We start from the raw sequence: 19,085 nt of genomic DNA, 5'->3' as shown, positions 1-19,085 counted from the left end.
CATTCACTTGCAGATTGTTACCACTTACCACTCATAGCCTGCACGGAAATGCAGTCTGAAATCACCCGTTTCCACCTCAGGCGCATCATTCATTGCCTGCGCCAGGTCCAGGTAAGAGAACCAGCCATTGTTGGTCTTCAGCTTGAAACCCAGGCCGGCGGAATACAATTCATAATGCGGCTCCAGGCCAGCAGGATTCTTGACCTGAACGCGTCCCGCATCGATAAATGCATAGGCGTAAAAATCCTTGATGTAGTTGGCGAACTGGTAGTGCTTGAGATATTGCGCCAAGGGTGGCGTGCGTAACTCCAGCGTACCGGAAACGCCGCTGTCCCCCAGGCGGCTGGACTCCAGGTAACCACGCACCGACTCGACGCCACCTATGGTGAACTGCTCGGTAGAAATAAGCTCCTGGCTGGCCAGCTGCCACGCCAGTTTGCCCTGCATTGCCCAACCGGAATAAAAGGTATACAACTGTTTCACATCGGCGCGCAGGTAGGCATAGTTAGCCTGTGCCTGGTCACGCTTACGGTTAAATTCGGCGTCGGTGTTACCCATCAAACGCGGCGCCATGTTAAGCACGATACTGGCCTGTGTCTGTCCATTGCCTGACTGGATGTTGGCGTCATAACCGATGGATGTTGCCCAGTAAGAAATAGGGGTGTCTATGCTGGTATCCGCCCCGAGCAGGAACAAGTTCTCTTTGAAGATTTTATAATCCAGGCCAAATGTCAGGCTATGATAAAAACCTTCAGAAAGAGGCAATGGGTGGATATATCTCGCGCCAACAATGTAGCCCTTACCTAGCACATTAATATCACCTACCGCGGCAATATTACTGTCAGAAGCAACGGCATAAGCTGCAAAGTAATCGCCGTTTTCGCGAGGAATCACATAGGTGCCGGAAAATACCTTCACCTCATTGGTATCTTCAGGTGAAACCTGTAAGTTCATGCCTAAGCTATGGTCTTTCTGGAACAGGTTATCGTATTTAATCCCTGCATTCAGGCGCAGCTTGCTGGTATTCGGCGAATAACGATCATTGAGTTCAAGATTGCCATGCAACGGCAATTTGTCTTTAACCTGCAGATCAACTTCCACGGTGCCAGGCGATTTTCCTGGGCGAAGGACCGGCGTCACCTGGCGGTTCTGGTTACGATTGAGTGTGCCCAATTCTTTCTGCGCGGTAGGGAAATGCGGTACTGATCCTTCAGCGAATTGCGGTGTACGTGATTTGATCTCACTCAAAGTATTGTAATGCGCATCAACCACCTGCAGTCGCTCCACTTTGCCCTCGGTGACCAGCAGGCGCACCACGCCTTTATCAACATCCTGTTGCGGGATACTGACTGACACTGTCAGGTAACCGGCATCCTGATAGGTCTTTTCCAGCAATGTACGCGCCTGCTCGACATCGGTGATCGTTTTCTGCTCGCCCATAAATGGGTAAACAGCTTTTTCAATATCGCTGTTAGGGAGCACCGAATTGCCATCGACTTGATATTCGAAAACATCAAACTTTATTTCATCATTTGCTTCGTTGACTTGCACTGACTGTTGCTCGACCTCAGCAACCGGCTCTTCGGCAAAGACTGCTAGTGGCATACAGCATGCCAGCAGAGATAACCAGGTAAATTGTGATTTCAAACTCAAAGCCTGCACCTTTAATATTCAACTATTTTGCCGATTACAACAGACCAGCATTTTCTTAAAGTTTTATGTCACAGGCATGAAACGGACTAGTCCGAAAAACCACTTACAGATAAAAGAAAAACGCACTCCCTTTTGGGGAGTGCGTCTACAACTGCTTTACTCTGATTAAGAGTAAATGTTTAACTTTTTATTACTCGAACAATACTGCTGGTGCGCAGTTGTTACCGAAGTTTGTGAACTTCGCTTTTACGACGCCAGCTACACAAGAGGTGTTGCCGCCATCCGGGTTCAAAGTCAAGCCACGTGGCAATGTTGCACAAGCAGCAGACGTCGGATTTTTCAGGGCGTTAACGATAGTTGTAACTATAGTTCTCTGGAAACCAGCTGGTGCTGTATTGGCTACAAAAGCTTTGGCTTCCATGTGGAATGGATACAGACCTGAAGCTGCAGCAAGACGAGCATTCACTACGTCACCAGTCTCTGGGTGTGAACCGTCGATCTTGATGTAGTGGTAGTCCCTGTTAGCTGCGTTTTCCAGAGTAGGATCGTTTTCCAGTGACAATACGCCAATTGCGTAACGTGACCCAGCGGCTGCGTTTGATGCTGTCGTGATATTGGTTTTCACGTTACCGGAACCGGAGTTCAACACCACTTGGTAGTTACCTGAAGTAGTCGCAGCTGGCAACAACGAGCTACCGCCCAGGCATGGGTTACCTAGAAAAAATGCGTTGGAAGAAGCTTGTGTACCTGAAGTATCTACACGGCGTTGGATGATTACTTTCTCACCATCTTCTTCACCCAGGATAGGGAACCATGATTCAGCAGTCTGTACAGCACCGCCATCAGCTAGGATAGATGCGATTTGGCTTCTGGTCAGTGAAGGAGCCAATGCTGGAGTGAAGTTATTACCGGACTCAGAGATTCCTTGTACTTGTTGCAGTCTACGATACAGCGGATTAGAAACAGCTACACCGAAAGCCTGACCAAGGAAAGCGTTGCTCACAGTACCGAAGCTGGAAACGTTACCACCACCGATAGCTGCAGAGAACAATGCAGGCTCAACATCAGAGAAACCACCAACGATCTGTTGCGGTGCCAGCGCATCAGCAGTTAAGGCAGCAGCGTTGATAGCACGGTTAGCAGAAGTTTGTACACCATTCGCGTCCAAGGCAACAGGGGAACCTGATTGTGCACAACCCTTATACAAGTCAGCATTATTAGCAGTGTTAGAAGTATCTACATAACCTGTAGCTTGCTTTGCACAAGAGGTGGAAGTACCACCAAAATAAGATACACGTGCCAATTTTGTACCATTAGTAAATGGTGTAAATGCGTTCAATGAACCACCATCTACTGTGTGATACAACACGGAAGTACGTGTACCACGTGTACATGCGTAAGCAAAGAAGTTACCTAGGGAACCTGGAGCTGTAGAAGTGTTGCTGGCAGCTTGTGCTGTGAAGATAGAACCTGTACCAGCCTGGCAACCTTTTACCCAGCCTTCGTAGATAGAACGTGTAGGTGCAGAAGCACCTGCGATCCATGCTTGGTCTAAAGTACCTGCACCACGTGCAGATTCGATCTGAGCTGGCGTGATGCCTGCTGAAGCCAATGTACTGACAGACAAAGCTGCCAGAGCAAATGCGATTTTTTTAATGTTCATCATATTTCCCTTAAATTTTCTGAATCAGAGATCTTGAAAGAGCAGAGAGGCTCTTAAAGAGCCCCTTTTTATTATTTTACGGACTTGCGACGACGAGCTGCAGCAGCTACAACGCCCATGCCCAAAGCCAACATCGCAAAGCTTTCTGGCTCAGGTACCGGTGTTGTGACCTGTACTGAAGAGATGGTCAACAAACCGGCATTGCTGAAATTCACTTTAGTATTGTTGAAGAAGAAGTTATCACCAGCACCGTTAGTTTGCTTTTGAACGGTTTGATACAGACTCATTTCACCGCCCAGTAAGGCGATTGAAGTTGGACCCTGGTTACCGTTGTTATCATTGGCAAAGTAAGTAAACGGGTCATTGTTTTGATATACAAATTGGTTGAAAGCACCAACTGCAGTCACAAGTGGGGATTTGGAAATTGCAACTGACTCTTGAGCATTTGGATAGTTAGCAAGATCGTAAGAAGAGATCATGCCACGTGCACCAGCAGCACCACCAGCACCCTGGGTGTCACCAGCAAATACATTGTAATAAGTAGTGCTCAGGTTAGCACTGCCGATGAATGACTGGAATGCAGCATTTGTGCTCAAGTCAAATGTCAGTGCACTGTTTGAGCTATCAAAGTTTGAATCAGCATTATCAGTACCGATTTCATTCAGGGTGCTGTAAAAGTAGCCTGTATCAATCACTAAAGAAGAACTGGTAGTACGATCAAAAATAGTCAGGAACAAAGAACCGTTACCTGAAGATGGAACGTTAGTAGCGCTAGCCACGCCAGATGCTGTCAAAGCCAATGCAGCGATCAAAGCCTTTACTTGGAATTTCATAAACTTCTCCTCAATTTCGAACAAAAATAATAAAAAGAACAAACTACAAATATGCTTAAGTAAAGCAGTCAATCTCGACCTGAAAAATTATGGTTGACCAACATGACAGCGTGACTTGAAAATCTAGTCCGCTATGACTAGCCCAACCGGGCTAATCAAAACGCATGTTGAGTGCATGCATAAAAATCCTGTTTATTGTAAAAACCCAAGATGACAGTTTGGAATTCAGGACTAGTCCTAACGGACTAAAAGAGAGGTGTTGCAGAATAAATTTTGATGACAATGAGGTAGAAGCAGGAACATTACTGCTTACGGGTAATCAGCCCCATTTTCAGGGCTTTACTGGCTGCCTGGCTGCGATTCTCAACATCCATTTTCCGCAAGATATTCTGTACATGGTTTTTGATGGTCAGCGGGCTGATCTCCATGATGCTGCCGATCTCCCAATTGGTTTTGCCGGCCTGCAACCATTCCAGCACTTCCAGTTCTCGCCTGCTTAATGGTTTTACCCTGCCATTACGAGTGGTAGTGGATAACACTGAAGGACATTTGTTGGCAGTCACTTTTTCGATGGCACAGTGCAGATGCGGCATCAGCAATTCCAACAGATGTGCAGTTTGCGCATTGACGGGTGAACTCAGGCGGCCAAACATAACCAGGGTGGCAATGCGGCTATGCTCATTACCAAAGCCATGTACCACAAACCGTTTGAGCTCGGATGCACTCATCCTGTCGGCGTCTATTTGTTCTACCGCGTAGTGGCTGTTCTGCTGGCTGGGTATTTCAGTATGGTAAAACAAGGGTTTACTGAGCGTACTCCACTGTTCGAATGCCTGGCTGACCAGACCATCGGTCTCATGTAATACCTGGTCAAATTGTGTATCGCCAAAATATCGGCTGGAGGTCAGATACTCATAATCATAAGTGGGGCGCTCTGTTCCTCTTACACCCACAATGACCACTTCGTGTGCTAGCAAACATTGGAATCCGCGTTGTAGCCAGTTGAAAAAATGAGAGCGATGCTGCAACCGTAGTGATTCTTCGATCACCTCCATGAATAACACGCGCTGCTCTTCATTCAGCACCAATGCCCATTGGTCATTGGTCTGATCCGTCCCTGTTATTGTGCTCATGTGTTTGCCACATTGATATAAATGCAGCACAGTTTGCGGAGAATTTGTGACAGAAAAATGATTGCCGCGTGTCAGTTGATTGATATATTCATGACAGCGGATTATGCCTAAGAATTAGTTCCCAAATGAACACAGGATATGACCAGACTGACCCTTTGTATAATATTGCCGAATTACTCGACATGTCTTTTAGATGTCATATGGGCATGGCATTATTCCGCCATCATGACCGCTCTGGATCCCCTTTACCGTAGGCGATGCATTCACCTCCTGCTGATTGGCAGTGTGTCGTTTGCAGTGGCGATGATAAACACCGCATTTGCTGACACTACGCTTGAGGTCCAGCATTTAAGCGGTCAAATCCTACTCGACGATACCAGTGATACAGAGCTGGTCATCAGCAATGTCGACAATGAGGCAATGACGGTTGAATCAAATTCTGACGATCGTCAAGTGTCTAAGAAGCTACGCTGGCAAACCGGTAGCATTCCTTACCAGAATGAAGTACAGGCTGTCGCACAAGCGACTCAAATTGATCCGGCACTCATACATGCAGTCATTGCCACCGAGTCTGGTTACAATCCGCAAGCACAATCCAGGAAAGGGGCTTACGGATTAATGCAGGTGTTACCTTCCACTGCCCAATCGTTTTCAACCATCCCGGTCAGGCAATGGTCAGTGCGCCAGCAAATCTTGTGGGGCTCGCGCTACCTGAAAAATATGCTCGAATTGTTTGAGGGCGATATTTCGCTGGCACTTGCCGCTTACAATGCCGGGCCGAATGCGGTAAAAATGCGGCAAAATACCTTGCCGCCATTTCGCGAAACCCGGCAGTATGTGCCTAAAGTATTAAGTTATTACCGCGCATTCAAAAGCCGGTTGCCGCATGAAACATTACCTTTGGAATAACAGTTAACGGTTAGCCCACGCCAGTTCCAGGTCTGCCAGTGTATTCGGCTCATAGATAAACTGCCACTCCCGGTAGTGCTTGGCACCATGAAAACCGGATTCAAACTCCTGGTAGCCTGCACTACGGATAGGTTGCAGCAATGACTGGCTGTGCACCCCTACGATGCGTCCGTTACGAAACACCGGCGTCATGCCTTGCCTGGCAAAAAAGGGATCCGCATACAGTTTGCGCAGATGCCTTTTAAGTACCGGGAAACGTTTGTCTTCGACCAGTTCATTCAAGGTCATTGGATACTGTTTGACCGGTTGCGGCGTGGATTCGTAATAACGCCCGATCGCCAGCCGATAGGCTTCACCAACCTCCAGTAATAAGGCTTCGTTGGCGCGCTGTGTCTGTTGCTGCCACATCACCGCCGCACCTTGCATGCCAATAGCGGCAATCACTAGCGTGACCATCACGCCTATATATGAGAACCCTCGCTGCGGTCGCATGAACAATGTATGCAAGGTTACCAATCCTTATACAGGCTGCCATCCGTGGCCTGCCCGGTGGCGCCGCTGTGCAAGGTATACACACCGCCCACCAGCGGCAACTCGGGTGCGGTAATCACCCAAGTATCATTGCTTTCGCTAATGGCATCCCATGGCAGCTTATCGAGATAATGCTTGTCTACCAGCTCCTGCAAGGTATCAGGGTATTGGCCCTGATCAGAAAAAAATTCATCCAGCGCCTTGCGGGTAGTCACCAGCTGTTGCTTGAGCGCCTGCTCCTTGGCACGTTGCACTCCGGAAAAATAACGTGGCACTGCCAGCGACAACAATAACGCAAGAATAGACAACACCACCAGCAACTCTACTAATGTGAAACCGGCAATACGCTTGATCATACGATGTCTACCATTGCGCATACGGCACTCCATTGATTCCGGTCTGGGTACTTAAGGAATACACATCATAAACATCCTGGCTGTACCGCGGGGATTCAGGCGGGCTATCGTAACTGCGTAATCCCCAGCCTACAGAAGGACTGGTGCCGGCAGTTTGCTGGACTCTCAGCATAGGGTCTTGCGGCACCCGGCGCAGGAAGCGTAATACCTTGCGCTTAGGGTCTTTCATATCCTGCACGCCCTCCGCCAGTATCTGCAAATTCGGCGGGTAACCGGTGGCATCGGCATTTTTCTTGATGCGCCCGTCATCCGCCGCTTTTTTGTAGCCATCAATCGCACGCCGTATCTCGCGCAGACTTTCACGTAGCTGCTGCTCTTTTTGTCGCTGCAAAGTAAGCTGCACCATAGGCGTGGCGACACTGGCCATAATCGCAACAATTGTCAGTGAAACCATTAATTCAATCAGGGTGAATCCGTTACCTTGAGTCAGGCACCGAGCCCGGCAAACCCTGGCTGTAGACTGACACCACATTACGGAATGACCTTAGGCGATGGCAAGGTGGTGGGCGATTGTTCCTGCACGCCACTGCCATTCACATTGTTGGACATGCCCGGCACCGTGGGGGTAACGTTTGAAGAAGGAAACGTACTGGCAGGCTCTGGTGGCGGCGGAAGCGCATCCGGTGAGGGTATGCTGGCCTCAGGTGGCACCGGTGTATCAGGAGATTCAATCACCGGGGGGTCAATCGGCTCGTTCAGTTCACGCTGGCGCTGTAACTGTTGCTCACGTATCTGCTGGCCACGTGTCAATGCCGGTGTCATCGGTGTGGTATTCAACAGCGGTTTATCAGAAATCACCGTTTCGGTACCGCTCCAGTATTCGGAGAAAGTGGCTTCCGGCAGCGTAACATTGCTGATCACTTTAGGTGTGATTGCCAGCACAATTTCCGTTTTTTGTTTCTCGTCATTATGACGGGAGAATAACCTGCCCAAAATGGGGATCTCGCCCAGAAATGGTACTTTGTCTGCATTCTTGCGCTCGGAATCCTGGATCAGGCCTGCCAGGATTTGCGTCTCGCCATGTTTCAGCCGCAGTATCGTGCTGGCATTGCGGGTGCCGATGTTAAACACTCTGGAGTTATTGCTCAGGGTAACCGCTTCGCCTAATGAACTGACTTCCAGGTTGACTTTGATACTGACGAAATCGTCCAGCATGATGCGTGGTTCCACTTCCAACTTCAGCCCGACATCCACATACGAAACACTTTCGGAGGTACCGACGTTAGCGGTGGTATTGGTGGTAATCACCGGCACTTTATTACCGACCAGCACTTTGGCTTTTTCGTTGTTCTTGACGCGGATACGCGGGTTGGACAGCAGGTTCAAATCCGTATCAGTGGTCTTGAATTGTATGCTGGGGTTTGGGCTGACGCCGATATTGGAGGACTTCAGATTCTTCAAGGCTTCCAGCGTTAACGGGCTATTCAATACTGTCAGTGAGCTAGGGTAGATAATCCCCAGGTCTTGCAGCTTGCCGCGTGTGATTTCCATCACTTCAATTTCCAGCATCACTTCCGGATCAGCAATGTCCTGCGCCTTGATCATTTTTTCCGCCAGAGCCAGTACTTCTGGCCTGTCCCGCAATACCAGCATGTTCAGTCGCTCATCAACATAGACATCGCGGATTTTAAGGATGGTACGCAGCATGTCCGCGCACTGTTTGGCACTGGTATTGGCAAAGTAAAAGTTACGGATCAGCAAATCCTGGTAATCCTTGTTCTTTTGCTGGGTGGCGGGATACACCAGCAGGCTGTTGGGTGACAGCACTTTTTTCTGCAAGCCGTTACTGGTCAGCACCATATCAATGGCATCTTCAATCGGCATTTTTTTAAGAAAGACCGAAGCTTTCATTTCCGGCTTGATATCCTTGTCCAGGATAAAGTTGACGCCTGTGGCACGGGATAATGCCTCGAATACGACTTTGATATTGGCATCACGCAGTTCCAGCGTCACCGGTTTGCTTAAGCCGGTTTGCAGCTGCGGTAACGCCGCACGTGCATGGGTTTCCAGCGCAATCAGCTGCCTTTCCAGTGCTAATGCCTGTTCGTTGGTCGGTTGTTCCAGCAGGATATCGCGTACCAGCTTCAGCGCTTCTTTGGGCTGATCAATCTTCTGTTTCGCCGCTTCCAGTTGCTTGCGCAATATAATCTCGCGCTCGCCGGCTCTCTCATAATCCAGGGCCTTGGGATGATTTGCATCCAGCGTCAGTATCCGCGCGTAAATCTGTTTTGCTACAGCAACATTGCCTTTGGCATTGGCCGCTTCGGCTTCGAAAGAGAGGGCATTAATTGCCTGTTCCCGTTCGCGATACCAGCGATTGCGTAATTCCACATCACCTGGTTTTTCAGCCACCAGTTTAGCTAATTCATGTACTTTTCCCTCAGGGGTGGTGGCCGTGAGTTTAGGCGGGAATAAACCGCAGGCAGCCAGACCAAAGGCAATACACACCAGGAATAGCGTGGTCCGTAAACGGGTTGGCAGCGCGGTTAAGCGATGAGATTGAATATAAGAATGACTCATGAATTATTGTTCTAACGGAATATTGTCTTCAGTATCCGCCACAGACTGGCGTTGCCCTGCTGCAGCGGTTTTTGCCTTGCTCAATACCACTGCCTGATTAAGCGGCAGATACGTAAAATAAACAGATTGCGCATCTTCACTATCCAGCCGCCATTGCGCAGTCACCTGGCTCTTCAGCCTGGGCATCAATACTTTTTTCTGCTGCATTAAAATCACTGTGCTGCCTTCGGGCACATCCTGCATGCTGCCTACGTAGGTGTAGGGTACTGGCGGTGCTTGCGGTGGCGGTGGTGGTGGCGGTTTGACTGGCGGTGGCAACCACTCATGCGCATCAAACAGTGCATGATTAACCTTGGCCGGTAACTTTCGCGGCAGCACGACGGGGCTGGATATCTCTGCTACTACAGGTTGCGCAGCCTGATCATGCGCGCTATTCGTTTGTGGTTCCGGCACTGTGACTGTAGCTGGCGCGGCTGCTACAGATGCCTGTTTTTTTGCAGGGGCAGGAGGAGCCAAACTGCTGTCTGCAACTACCGTGTCATCCACCGCACCCTGCTCAGCTGACCATTGCCAATACACCAACGCAAATGTAAGCAAGAGGCTGATCCATAACAGCGGACGCCGGGATGTTTGCGCGTTAGCCGCCTCAAGTCGCATGCTCATGCCCTCCGCGGATAAACATGGAGAATGTCAGCGTCGTTTCAATCACCGGCTGCACCGTTTCGTTCTTGCGCAGTTCCAGCCCGGTCAGCGCCATGGTCGGGTAACGACGCAGCACTTCGCTGATAAAACGGCGGCAAGTAACATAGTCTGACTGGATGGTGAAGCGCATATCAAACTGCTGTATCGGCTGAGGGCCGACAGCGGCCTGATGTGCCTGCCACTGATAATCGCCCACATTCAAAGGTATATGATGCTTTTGCGCCAGAGCGGCGACCTGCAACATACGCGGTGATAACTCGCTACTGGCAGGCAACTGCTGCCACAGCTCCGACAGGGTGACGGGCTCACTTGCCACTTCAGGCGTTTTTACTGTCGCTACATTTTTTGCAGCGGGCATCCCTGTTTCAACAGGAGTGGCGGACTGTAATTTCAGCTGTTCGACTTCCTGTTCCAGCGAAGCAAGTTGGGCCGTTTTTGCCGGTTGTTGCTGTAACAAATATAGCCAGACGACGACTAGCACGCTGCTGGCTAACATGGGCACCCAGCCCAGGTACCAGGCGATGCGTCTGGCAAAACAGACGAGTCCGGTCATGGACGGCAACTGCAACCGGTTCATCATGGCTGCCACCCGCCCTGGATTTCAAAACTGACCGGGCGCTGCGGATGTGTTTCAATCACCTGGTGTTTTTGCAGATGCACTTGTGTCAGCACTGCATCTTCCTGCAAATGACCCACATATTTCAGCAAAGTGTTGTAGTCCTTGGCTTCGCCGGACAAGGTGAATTGCCCACGTGCGGCATCGGGTAACAGTTGCAACAATGCAATGTCCTTGATCTGCCGGGATTCCAGCGCCTGCAATAAATCGAACCAGCGGATGTTTAATTGCTGCGTAATGGTTTCTGCTTCTTTTTCCTGCGCCTGGGTCAATGCGATGGCGGCTTTCTTTTGTGCCGCGGCATGCGCATGCTGCTTTGCTTCTTCCGGAGTGCGTGCAGGTGACGCTTGAGCCATGATTGTTTTTTGTAATTGACTGGCTGCGTCATTCGCTTGCACCAATGCTTGCGACAACTGCGCTTTGTGTTGTTCCATAGCCAGCAACTGCGCATTGACTTCATCATCTGCATGCCAGGCAGTCAATACCAGTAAAGCACACACCACTAACAGCAATACACCCGGCCAACGCACCTTTTGCCAGGCAAATGCTGGCTGGGCAAACTCAAAATAGTAGTTCGGGTTAGGCCACATGTGCGACCTCTTGCCACAGTGAGGGGATCGCATTGGCGGAATATATGTTTTTCCAGGTCAAGCGACCTGCCAGGTGTTGCGACAATCTGCGACCTACAGCAGCCACCGGCTCACATGCCGGTTCACTTAGCCAGTAGCAGGCTGAGGCCTGCACGCCCAGTAAAGTCCGCTCGCGCAGCAACCATGCAGCCATGCTATCTACTTCGGCCAGATCACTGACCAGGCTGGCAACATGGGTAACTTCGCCTTGCTGCAAATGCAATAATCGCAGCATATGCGGCTCTGCACTCACTACCGTACCCTCTGCTGGCAGACTGGTATGCGCCCAGAGTGCGCAGGCATACGGTTGCACTGACAAGTGCAGATATTTGCGTGGCGACACCAGGTTTTTTGCAGCTATGTTTTGCAAGACTGGTGTGGTGGCGAGCAATGAAGCATGGCTTTGCGGGACATCCTGCATACGCAACGGCCATTGCACCGCGGCCTCACCATAGGTTTTGAGCAACATGGCTCGTGCATATGCTTGCAGCTCAGTACCGGATAAAGCGGTGGCCTGGCCGGATTGTTGAATGGCAGGTAATAACATCAAATGCACATGCTGGTCTGCCAGGTAAATTTCGATACGCTGCCAGTCGGTGGCGGGTAGTTGCGCGAAGACAGCAGTTATGGCTGCCTGCAAGGCGAGAGGCTCCGTACTATCCAGGGGTGCCTGGGTAACCACTCTGCGTGATTGAATACCAGCCGGCCAGTGCTCGGCCAGCACGCTGTCAGCCCTCACCAGCATCCGCGTCAGGCCGCACCACCGTATTTGGCTGAGCATATCAGGCAATAAACGTGACACGGTTAATCTCCTGCAAGCTGGTCATGCCCGCGCCAGCCGCGCTGACTGCCGCCTCGCGTATGGTACGCATGCCATTTTTTGCAGCGGCTTCTTTAAGCTGGCGGATAGGTTCGCGGGCAATGATCATCTCGCGTAACTCGTCATTCAGCACCAACACTTCCGCCACCGCCTTACGGCCTTTATAACCGGTACCGCGACAATGTCCACAGCCTTTGGCATATTTAAAGGTCATACCGACGGCCTGTTCCGGCGTCAGGCCTGAGGCTTCCAGTAACTCTGCATCCGGCACAAACGGTTCAGCGCAATGCGGGCACAAGCTGCGCACCAGTCGCTGGGCAATAATGCCATTGACGGCAGACACAAAGTGATATGGGTCAACGCCCATATGCATAAAGCGGCCTATCACATCCAGCACACTGTTGGCGTGCACGGTGGAGAACACCAGGTGACCGGTGAGTGCCGCCTGCACCGCAATCTGTGCGGTTTCCGCATCGCGGATTTCACCGACCATGATTTTGTCAGGATCATGACGCAGGATAGAGCGCAGCCCGCGCGCAAACGTCAGGCCTTTCTTTTCATTCACGGGGATTTGCAACACACCAGGCAATTGGTATTCCACCGGGTCTTCGATGGTGACAATCTTGTCAAAGCCGGTATTCACTTCAGAAATGGCGGCATACAATGAAGTGGTTTTACCGCTACCGGTAGGTCCGGTCACCAGCACCATGCCATATGGTTCGCTGGCCAGCTTCCTGAACCTGGCAATCACGTCGTCGTCAAACCCCAGCGCCTTCAGGCTTAAGCCCTGCGCCTGCTCGGTGAGTGCTTTGCGGTCCAATACCCTTAATACAGCATCTTCACCAAACGCACTCGGCATAATGGACACACGAAAGTCGATCAGGCGGTTCATCGCATGGACTTTAAATCGGCCATCTTGCGGGATACGCCGTTCGGCAATATCCAGTTGCGCCATCACCTTAATTCGCGAAATCGCCTGTTCTGCACTATCCAGTCCCGGGCTATTGGCAATACTGGCCATCACGCCATCAATGCGGTATTTCACAGCCAGGCCCCCAGGATGCGACTCCAGGTGTATATCACTGGCGCCGGTTTTCAGGGCGTCATATAGCGTGGAATTAATCAGTTTGATAATAGGGTTGGCATCTTCGTGGATGGACTTAAGCGAAAGTTGCATTACAACTTCTTCTTCACCCTCCTGCGCCTGGTCTTCATGCAGACCCATGCCGTCCATAGCGCGCATGGTCTCCTCCTCACCGGCCAGGTAAGCGCTGATGTCAAGCCGGTGTGCCAATCGCCATGTAAAGGACTGCTGCACGGCATGCTGTGCCCATAACGGTAATTGCTTGTCGAACGGGTCAGCAAATACCAGTATCAATGCCTGGTTTTCATCATAAAAAGCCAGGCATTCTTTTTGTTGTGCCTGGTTATAGCTGATGACATCGAACGCGACCTGCCATTCACGCATCTCACGCATGCTGGCTACCGGGTAATGCAGCAGGATACCCAATTGATTGACCAGCGCTTCGCTCTCCAATGACAGTAATTCTTCCAGCACTTCGATGACACGACGTTGCTGCTGTTGTGCCAGCATTTGTGCCTGCGCGAATACATCCGCTTGCATTGTGGTTGGTAAAAGCTGATTCATTGGATTTGCCCCGCCAGTTCAAAGATTGGCATATACAGCAGAAGCACAACAACACCTATCACCAGGCCAATAAACAACATGAGCAAGGGCTCAAACAATTTGGTAAACCAGTCTATCCAGCGCGCCAGTTCTTCATCATAAAAACCGGCGATGCTATCCATCATTTGCGCCACGTTACCGCCACGTTCCCCAACCAGCAGCATGCGTTCACCAATGGGTGTGGTCATGCCCGCAGTTTTGAATGCATGCGACAGCGGCTGCCCCTGGCTGATCATGGTTTGCGCCTGTTGCAGGCTAAGTGCCATGCTGCTATCCAGCAAGCCGCCTAGCGAATCAATCGCCGTCATGATGGGCGTACCGCCTGCCAGCAACATACCCAAAGTGCGGTAAAAGCGTGCTAATTGATAGAGCTGCAACTTGGCACCGACGGCCGGGATACGCCAGATTGCCCGCACCATGGCCTGCCGCATGCTAGGTGTTTGAAATACCAGAATCAGCCCGATGATGCCACCGACCAATATGGCGAGCATGGTTTCACCATGTTGTGAAATCAGGGTGCCCCACTGCAACATCATTTGCGACATCCACGGTAAGTCTGCGCCTGTACCTTCATACACGCTGCTGAATTTTGGTACGACAAATCCCATTAAAAAGGCAATCACCAGACCACCGACAATAATCAGCAGCATGGGATAAATCGAGGCGCTGATGATTTTCTTTTTAAGAAGTGAGACCTGATTGTCGTACGCAATATAGCGAGATAAGGCATTGCCTAAATCACCGGTGCGCTCAGCCGCTTTGACGGTAGCAAAATAAAGCGGAGGGAATACTTCCGGTTGGCGTTCGAGTGCGGCAGAGAATGATTTACCTTGCTGCAATGACTGCAAGATACCCTGCAATACGGCGCGGGTGTGATCCTGGCGTAATGAAAGTGCCTCAATCGCTTCGACCAGATTGAGCCCTGAGTGCAGCAAAGCCAATAACTCCTGACTGAACAAAGCCAGGGGGAAAGCTTCTTTTTTTAAGCGCGTCTTACCTGATTTATCCAATTGCAGGGAAACTGGCAGCAAGCCCTTAGACTTTAACTGCGCATAAGCATCCTGCTCATCGTCGGCCTGCAACTCGACCATCGTCAATAGTGAGCCGTTCAACACTTTGGCTTGGTAGCGCATGTCAATTACCAGCTGGTAATATCCTGCGACTCATCATTGCCGCCCACCTGGCCGTCTTTGCCATAGCTGAATAAATCATACTCGCCATGCTGGCCTGGAAAACGATACTGGTAAGGCTTGCCCCAAGGATCGTTGGGCACACCTTTCTTCAGATAAGGCCCGCTCCAGCGCGTGTCATTATCTGTGTTCGTCATCAAGGCATTTAAACCTTGCTCGGTAGATGGGTAGTGGCCTAGATCGAGGCGGAACTGGTCCAATGATTGTTCAAGCGCCGCGATTTGAGCCTTGGCCGTCTTCACTTCAGACTTGCCAATCTGCTGGAAATACTTGGGACCAACGTAGCCCGCCAGTAAGCCGATAATGACCATTACCACCAGTAATTCCAGTAAGGTAAACCCGGCAATGCTTCTGACCGAACGCAGCGTCATCCAATATTTCTCCATGAAAATTTGATGACAATACTAAGCAGTTCAGATTGCAGAAAAGTGGCAGCAATGTGACAAATCGCCATAATTGTAAATTTATATTAACAATTATGGCGATGAGTAATTTGGAGAGTTGCTAACTTTGAAAAGTTGGCTATCCAGGTTGCAGAAACAAGATATTTAGAAGCTCACTATTCACCTAGAAAACCACCACTTTGATGCGCCCAGAGTTTGGCGTAAATACCATTCAGCTTGAGTAATTCATGATGGGTGCCGGTTTCTACGATATGACCTTTATCGAGGACTACCAGTTTATCCATCGCGGCGATGGTGGAAAGCCGGTGTGCAATGGCAATCACGGTTTTACCTTCCATCAATTGCGACAGATGATGCTGGATAGCCTGCTCAACTTCTGAATCCAGTGCGCTAGTCGCTTCATCCAGTACCAGGATAGGTGCATTTTTAAGCATCACGCGCGCAATAGCGATACGCTGGCGCTGGCCGCCGGAGAGTTTTACCCCGCGTTCGCCTACGTGGGCATCATAGCCAGTGCGACCTTTTGCATCCCTGAGTGTCTGGATAAAATCGTGCGCTTCCGCCCGTTTGGCAGCAGCCACCATGTCTTCCTCAGTCGCATCAGGGCGGCCATAGAGGATATTCTCGCGCACTGAACGATGCAGCAAGGAAGTATCCTGCGTCACCATACCGATCTGCTGACGCAAAGAATTCTGTTTAACGCTAGCTATCGACTGGCCATCAATGCGTATTTGGCCGGACTGGATATCATAGAAACGCATTAACAGATTAACGATGGTTGATTTACCTGCGCCGGAACGTCCGACTAAGCCTACCCGTTCACCCGGCCGGATATTCAAATCAAAACTTTGTAGCAGAGGTGTCTGTTGTGCATAGGCAAAATCCACCTGATCAAACCTGACCTCGCCTTTTGGCACTGAAAGTGCCGGCGCATCAGGCTGATCAACCACCTCATTGATGACAGATAAGGTATTTACGCCATCCTGCACCGTACCAATTTGCTCATACAGGGAAGTAAGCTCCCACATCACCCAGTGAGAAATCCCATTTAACCTTAAACTCATTGCCATCACAGCAGCCACCGCGCCAGCGGCTACCAGGCTTTGCGACCAAAGCCACAGCACCATGCCGCCACTGGCAATAATCAGGCACATATTTAAAAAGTGATTGATGCTCTCTACGCAACTGACCATGCGCATCTGGCCATGTACGGTATCCAAAAACTCCTGCATGGCAGATTGCGCATACCCTGCTTCCCGTCCCGCATGCGAAAACAATTTAACTGTGGGGATATTGGTATAGGCGTCGGTGATTCGCCCAGCCATCAATGCGCGTGCATCTGCCTGTTGCTGTGACACCTTGGCCAAGCGTGGAATAAAGTAAAAAAGCGCGCAGCCATACAAAAGCAGCCAACCGAGAAAAGGCAGCACCATCCATGGATGAAAGTTTCCGACAACCGTCACGATGGTGGTGAAATAGATCAGCACGTACACCATGATGTCAGCCAGGATAAACCACACGTCTCTGACTGCCAGTGCAGTTTGCATCACCTTCGCGGAAACCCTTCCGGCAAACTCGTCCTGATAAAAGGACATACTCTGATTCAGCATATGCTGATGAAATTCCCAGCGCATGCGCATGGGGAAGTTGCCCGCCAATGTTTGATGTTTAATCAGCGTTTGCAGCAGGATAATGACGGTGCTACCCACCAGAATAGCGATTACCCAAGTCAACGTTTGTTGATGTGTATTCCACAACTGTTGGGGAGCAATCGCAGTCAGCTTATCCACCACCTTCCCCATCAGGGCGAAAAGTAATGCCTCAAATGCACCAATACACGCAGTGAGTATCGTCATCAGTAAGATGTACTTACGCATGCCATATGAGCAGGCCCACATAAATGGCCAGAATTTTGTCGGCAGGTTTTGAATAATTTCGTGCGGGAAAGGAGAAACCAATCCCTCAAATTTGGAAAACAATCGCATGGTTAAAGGTGTGTATAAATCAGAACAACGGCTTCGGCAGCAATGCCCTCACCACGACCAGTAAAGCCCAGCTTTTCAGTGGTAGTCGCTTTTACGTTAATAAAATCAATGCCGACCTGACAGTCACCGGCAATATTCTCTCGCATGCTATTAATATAAGGCCCGAGTCTAGGAGCTTCACAGATCACAGTTGCATCAACATTGCCAATATGAAATCCCTTCTTCCTCAGCAATTCCACCACATGCCTTAATAACTCACGTGAGTCTATGCCTTTATAACGCATGTCCGATGGGGGGAAATGCTTACCGATATCGCCGAGCGCCGCAGCCCCTAATAACGCATCACAAATAGCATGCAGCAGCACATCGGCATCCGAATGTCCGTCCAAACCGAGTGGATGAGGAATATTTACACCACCGATAATGCAATCGCGGCCGCTTACTAGCCCATGCACATCAAAGCCGTGACCAATTCTAAAGGGCGTCATAAATTTCCTGTATCGCTCAAACTTAAAGTTGCGTTTTCGGTGTGTGCAGACTGTATTAACGCAGCAACCACCTTTAAATCTTGTGGGTAGGTGATTTTCATATTTTTTAAATCGCCCAGAACCAATTTAGGTTGATAACCCATCCATTCCATGGCTTGTGCCTCATCTGTCGGGTGCCGCTGTAAATAAGTGGTTAATGCCTGTTGCAACTGATCATGCCTGAACATTTGAGGCGTTTGTGCCTGCCATAATTTTTCGCGGGGAATGGTTTCACTGATAAAGGCGTTTGCATCGGCACGCTTCAGAGTATCAGCCAGTGGTAAAGCGAGAATGGCACCAACATCTTTATCTGATATCGCATCGATCAGGCGATTAATCATTGCCTGATCGATGCCTGGTCTAGCCGCATCATGTACAAGGATCCAATCGTCAGCGTCTATCGAAGCTGCTATTGCCTTTAAACCATTGAGTACACTGGTCGCACGCGTTTCTCCACCCACTGTCATTACGCGTGTTTTATGACAATCGTTCAGCAGTGCAGGTTTCCAATATGGATCATTTTCCGAAATCACAATGGCAATACTTGAGATTTCAGGCATCACTTCAAAAACATCAATTGCGTGCCGCAATAATGGTTTGCCATTCAGCATCAAATACTGCTTGGGAGTTTCTGATTGCATGCGAGTGCCATGCCCTGCACTGGGAATTAAGACATGATATTTAGCCATCCATCCATTTTAACATGCCATGCTTAGCAACTTGTTCCCGGATTAGCCCTAATGGGTCAATGACATGCTTGTTTTGGATGCTTATGATGCAAGCAAACGAGGGAGAAGACTCACAACAACAGCCTGCCTAGCGGTTAAACGCCTGGATAACGGCGCAAATAACAGCAATACAGATTTC

Annotated in this window: 20 protein-coding genes; 2 read left to right on the top strand and 18 right to left on the bottom strand. The window is 50.0% G+C overall.

The annotated features are described in order from the left end of the window. Positions 1-24: 24 nt before the first annotated feature. The 4 genes from LPA26_RS00095 to epsA form a co-directional block, all read right to left on the bottom strand. Positions 25-1,605, bottom strand: coding sequence for a ShlB/FhaC/HecB family hemolysin secretion/activation protein (locus tag LPA26_RS00095; protein WP_229006852.1), 1,581 nt, complete (start codon positions 1,603-1,605; stop codon positions 25-27). Between the two features lie 238 nt (positions 1,606-1,843). Further along, positions 1,844-3,319, bottom strand: coding sequence for a hypothetical protein (locus LPA26_RS00090; RefSeq protein ID WP_229006851.1), 1,476 nt, complete (start codon positions 3,317-3,319; stop codon positions 1,844-1,846). Positions 3,320-3,387: 68 nt separating this feature from the next. Next, positions 3,388-4,149, bottom strand: a complete 762-nt coding sequence (locus tag LPA26_RS00085) for a PEP-CTERM sorting domain-containing protein (RefSeq protein ID WP_229006850.1) — start codon at positions 4,147-4,149, stop codon at positions 3,388-3,390. A gap of 302 nt (positions 4,150-4,451) precedes the next feature. Beyond that, positions 4,452-5,282 (bottom strand): XrtB/PEP-CTERM-associated transcriptional regulator EpsA, encoded by an 831-nt coding sequence (gene epsA / locus LPA26_RS00080; protein WP_229006849.1) that lies wholly within the window; start codon positions 5,280-5,282, stop codon positions 4,452-4,454. 303 nt (positions 5,283-5,585) lie between these two features. Between epsA and LPA26_RS00075 the strand changes: the two genes are divergently transcribed. Beyond that, positions 5,586-6,191: a lytic transglycosylase domain-containing protein gene (locus LPA26_RS00075; RefSeq protein WP_229006848.1), complete on the top strand. Its 606-nt coding sequence runs from the start codon at positions 5,586-5,588 to the stop codon at positions 6,189-6,191. Positions 6,192-6,194: 3 nt separating this feature from the next. Here the strand turns inward: LPA26_RS00075 and LPA26_RS00070 are convergent, their stop codons facing one another. Genes LPA26_RS00070 through LPA26_RS00050 form a run of 5 tightly spaced genes read right to left on the bottom strand, consistent with a single transcriptional unit; the run spans position 6,195 to position 10,111 of the window. After that, the gene (locus LPA26_RS00070; protein ID WP_229006847.1) at positions 6,195-6,698 is read right to left on the bottom strand and encodes a type II secretion system protein; all 504 of its coding nucleotides are present in this window, start codon (positions 6,696-6,698) and stop codon (positions 6,195-6,197) included. Between the two features lie 2 nt (positions 6,699-6,700). Continuing rightward, the gene (locus tag LPA26_RS00065) at positions 6,701-7,099 is read right to left on the bottom strand and encodes a type IV pilin protein (protein WP_229006846.1); all 399 of its coding nucleotides are present in this window, start codon (positions 7,097-7,099) and stop codon (positions 6,701-6,703) included. Next, complete coding sequence (locus LPA26_RS00060; protein WP_255658823.1) at positions 7,086-7,610, bottom strand: type II secretion system protein; 525 nt, start codon at positions 7,608-7,610, stop codon at positions 7,086-7,088. Before LPA26_RS00060 ends, LPA26_RS00065 begins: the two co-directional genes overlap by 14 nt. Next, a complete protein-coding gene (locus tag LPA26_RS00055; protein WP_229006844.1) occupies positions 7,610-9,658 on the bottom strand; it encodes a secretin N-terminal domain-containing protein in 2,049 nt (682 codons plus the stop codon). The genes LPA26_RS00060 and LPA26_RS00055 overlap by 1 nt, the downstream gene beginning before the upstream one ends. Positions 9,659-9,661: 3 nt before the next feature. Next, positions 9,662-10,111, bottom strand: coding sequence for a hypothetical protein (locus tag LPA26_RS00050; protein ID WP_370634284.1), 450 nt, complete (start codon positions 10,109-10,111; stop codon positions 9,662-9,664). Between LPA26_RS00050 and LPA26_RS14335 the strand changes: the two genes are divergently transcribed. Further along, positions 10,082-10,222 (top strand): hypothetical protein, encoded by a 141-nt coding sequence (locus LPA26_RS14335; protein WP_370634283.1) that lies wholly within the window; start codon positions 10,082-10,084, stop codon positions 10,220-10,222. The two genes, LPA26_RS00050 and LPA26_RS14335, sit on opposite strands and share 30 nt — an antisense overlap. Before the next feature lie 82 nt (positions 10,223-10,304). Here LPA26_RS14335 and LPA26_RS00045 read toward each other — a convergent pair whose 3' ends face one another. From LPA26_RS00045 to ispD, 9 genes are all read right to left on the bottom strand, one after another. Then, positions 10,305-10,940: a hypothetical protein gene (locus tag LPA26_RS00045; RefSeq protein WP_229006842.1), complete on the bottom strand. Its 636-nt coding sequence runs from the start codon at positions 10,938-10,940 to the stop codon at positions 10,305-10,307. Next, on the bottom strand, positions 10,937-11,566 hold the full coding sequence (locus LPA26_RS00040; protein ID WP_229006841.1) for a hypothetical protein: 630 nt from the start codon (positions 11,564-11,566) through the stop codon (positions 10,937-10,939). Before LPA26_RS00040 ends, LPA26_RS00045 begins: the two co-directional genes overlap by 4 nt. Further along, the gene (locus LPA26_RS00035; RefSeq protein ID WP_229006840.1) at positions 11,556-12,407 is read right to left on the bottom strand and encodes a hypothetical protein; all 852 of its coding nucleotides are present in this window, start codon (positions 12,405-12,407) and stop codon (positions 11,556-11,558) included. Before LPA26_RS00035 ends, LPA26_RS00040 begins: the two co-directional genes overlap by 11 nt. After that, the gene (locus LPA26_RS00030) at positions 12,388-14,073 is read right to left on the bottom strand and encodes a GspE/PulE family protein (RefSeq protein ID WP_229006839.1); all 1,686 of its coding nucleotides are present in this window, start codon (positions 14,071-14,073) and stop codon (positions 12,388-12,390) included. Before LPA26_RS00030 ends, LPA26_RS00035 begins: the two co-directional genes overlap by 20 nt. Then, a complete protein-coding gene (locus LPA26_RS00025; protein ID WP_229006838.1) occupies positions 14,070-15,245 on the bottom strand; it encodes a type II secretion system F family protein in 1,176 nt (391 codons plus the stop codon). Before LPA26_RS00025 ends, LPA26_RS00030 begins: the two co-directional genes overlap by 4 nt. A 5-nt stretch (positions 15,246-15,250) precedes the next feature. Next, positions 15,251-15,673, bottom strand: a complete 423-nt coding sequence (gspG, locus tag LPA26_RS00020) for a type II secretion system major pseudopilin GspG (protein WP_229006837.1) — start codon at positions 15,671-15,673, stop codon at positions 15,251-15,253. A 188-nt stretch (positions 15,674-15,861) separates the two neighbouring features. Continuing rightward, entirely contained in the window at positions 15,862-17,685 is a 1,824-nt protein-coding gene (locus LPA26_RS00015) for an ABC transporter ATP-binding protein (protein WP_370634364.1), read from the bottom strand. 8 nt (positions 17,686-17,693) lie between these two features. Continuing rightward, on the bottom strand, positions 17,694-18,179 hold the full coding sequence (ispF, locus tag LPA26_RS00010) for a 2-C-methyl-D-erythritol 2,4-cyclodiphosphate synthase (protein WP_229006835.1): 486 nt from the start codon (positions 18,177-18,179) through the stop codon (positions 17,694-17,696). Continuing rightward, a complete protein-coding gene (ispD, locus tag LPA26_RS00005) occupies positions 18,176-18,907 on the bottom strand; it encodes a 2-C-methyl-D-erythritol 4-phosphate cytidylyltransferase (protein WP_255658822.1) in 732 nt (243 codons plus the stop codon). The genes ispF and ispD overlap by 4 nt, the downstream gene beginning before the upstream one ends. Positions 18,908-19,085: the final 178 nt, after the last annotated feature.

Origin of the sequence: Methylophilus sp. Leaf408 (assembly GCF_916856905.1) — a bacterium.
In the GTDB taxonomy this organism is placed as follows: Bacteria; Pseudomonadota; Gammaproteobacteria; order Burkholderiales; family Methylophilaceae; genus Methylophilus.
This window is presented reverse-complemented; position numbering and strand designations above follow the sequence as displayed.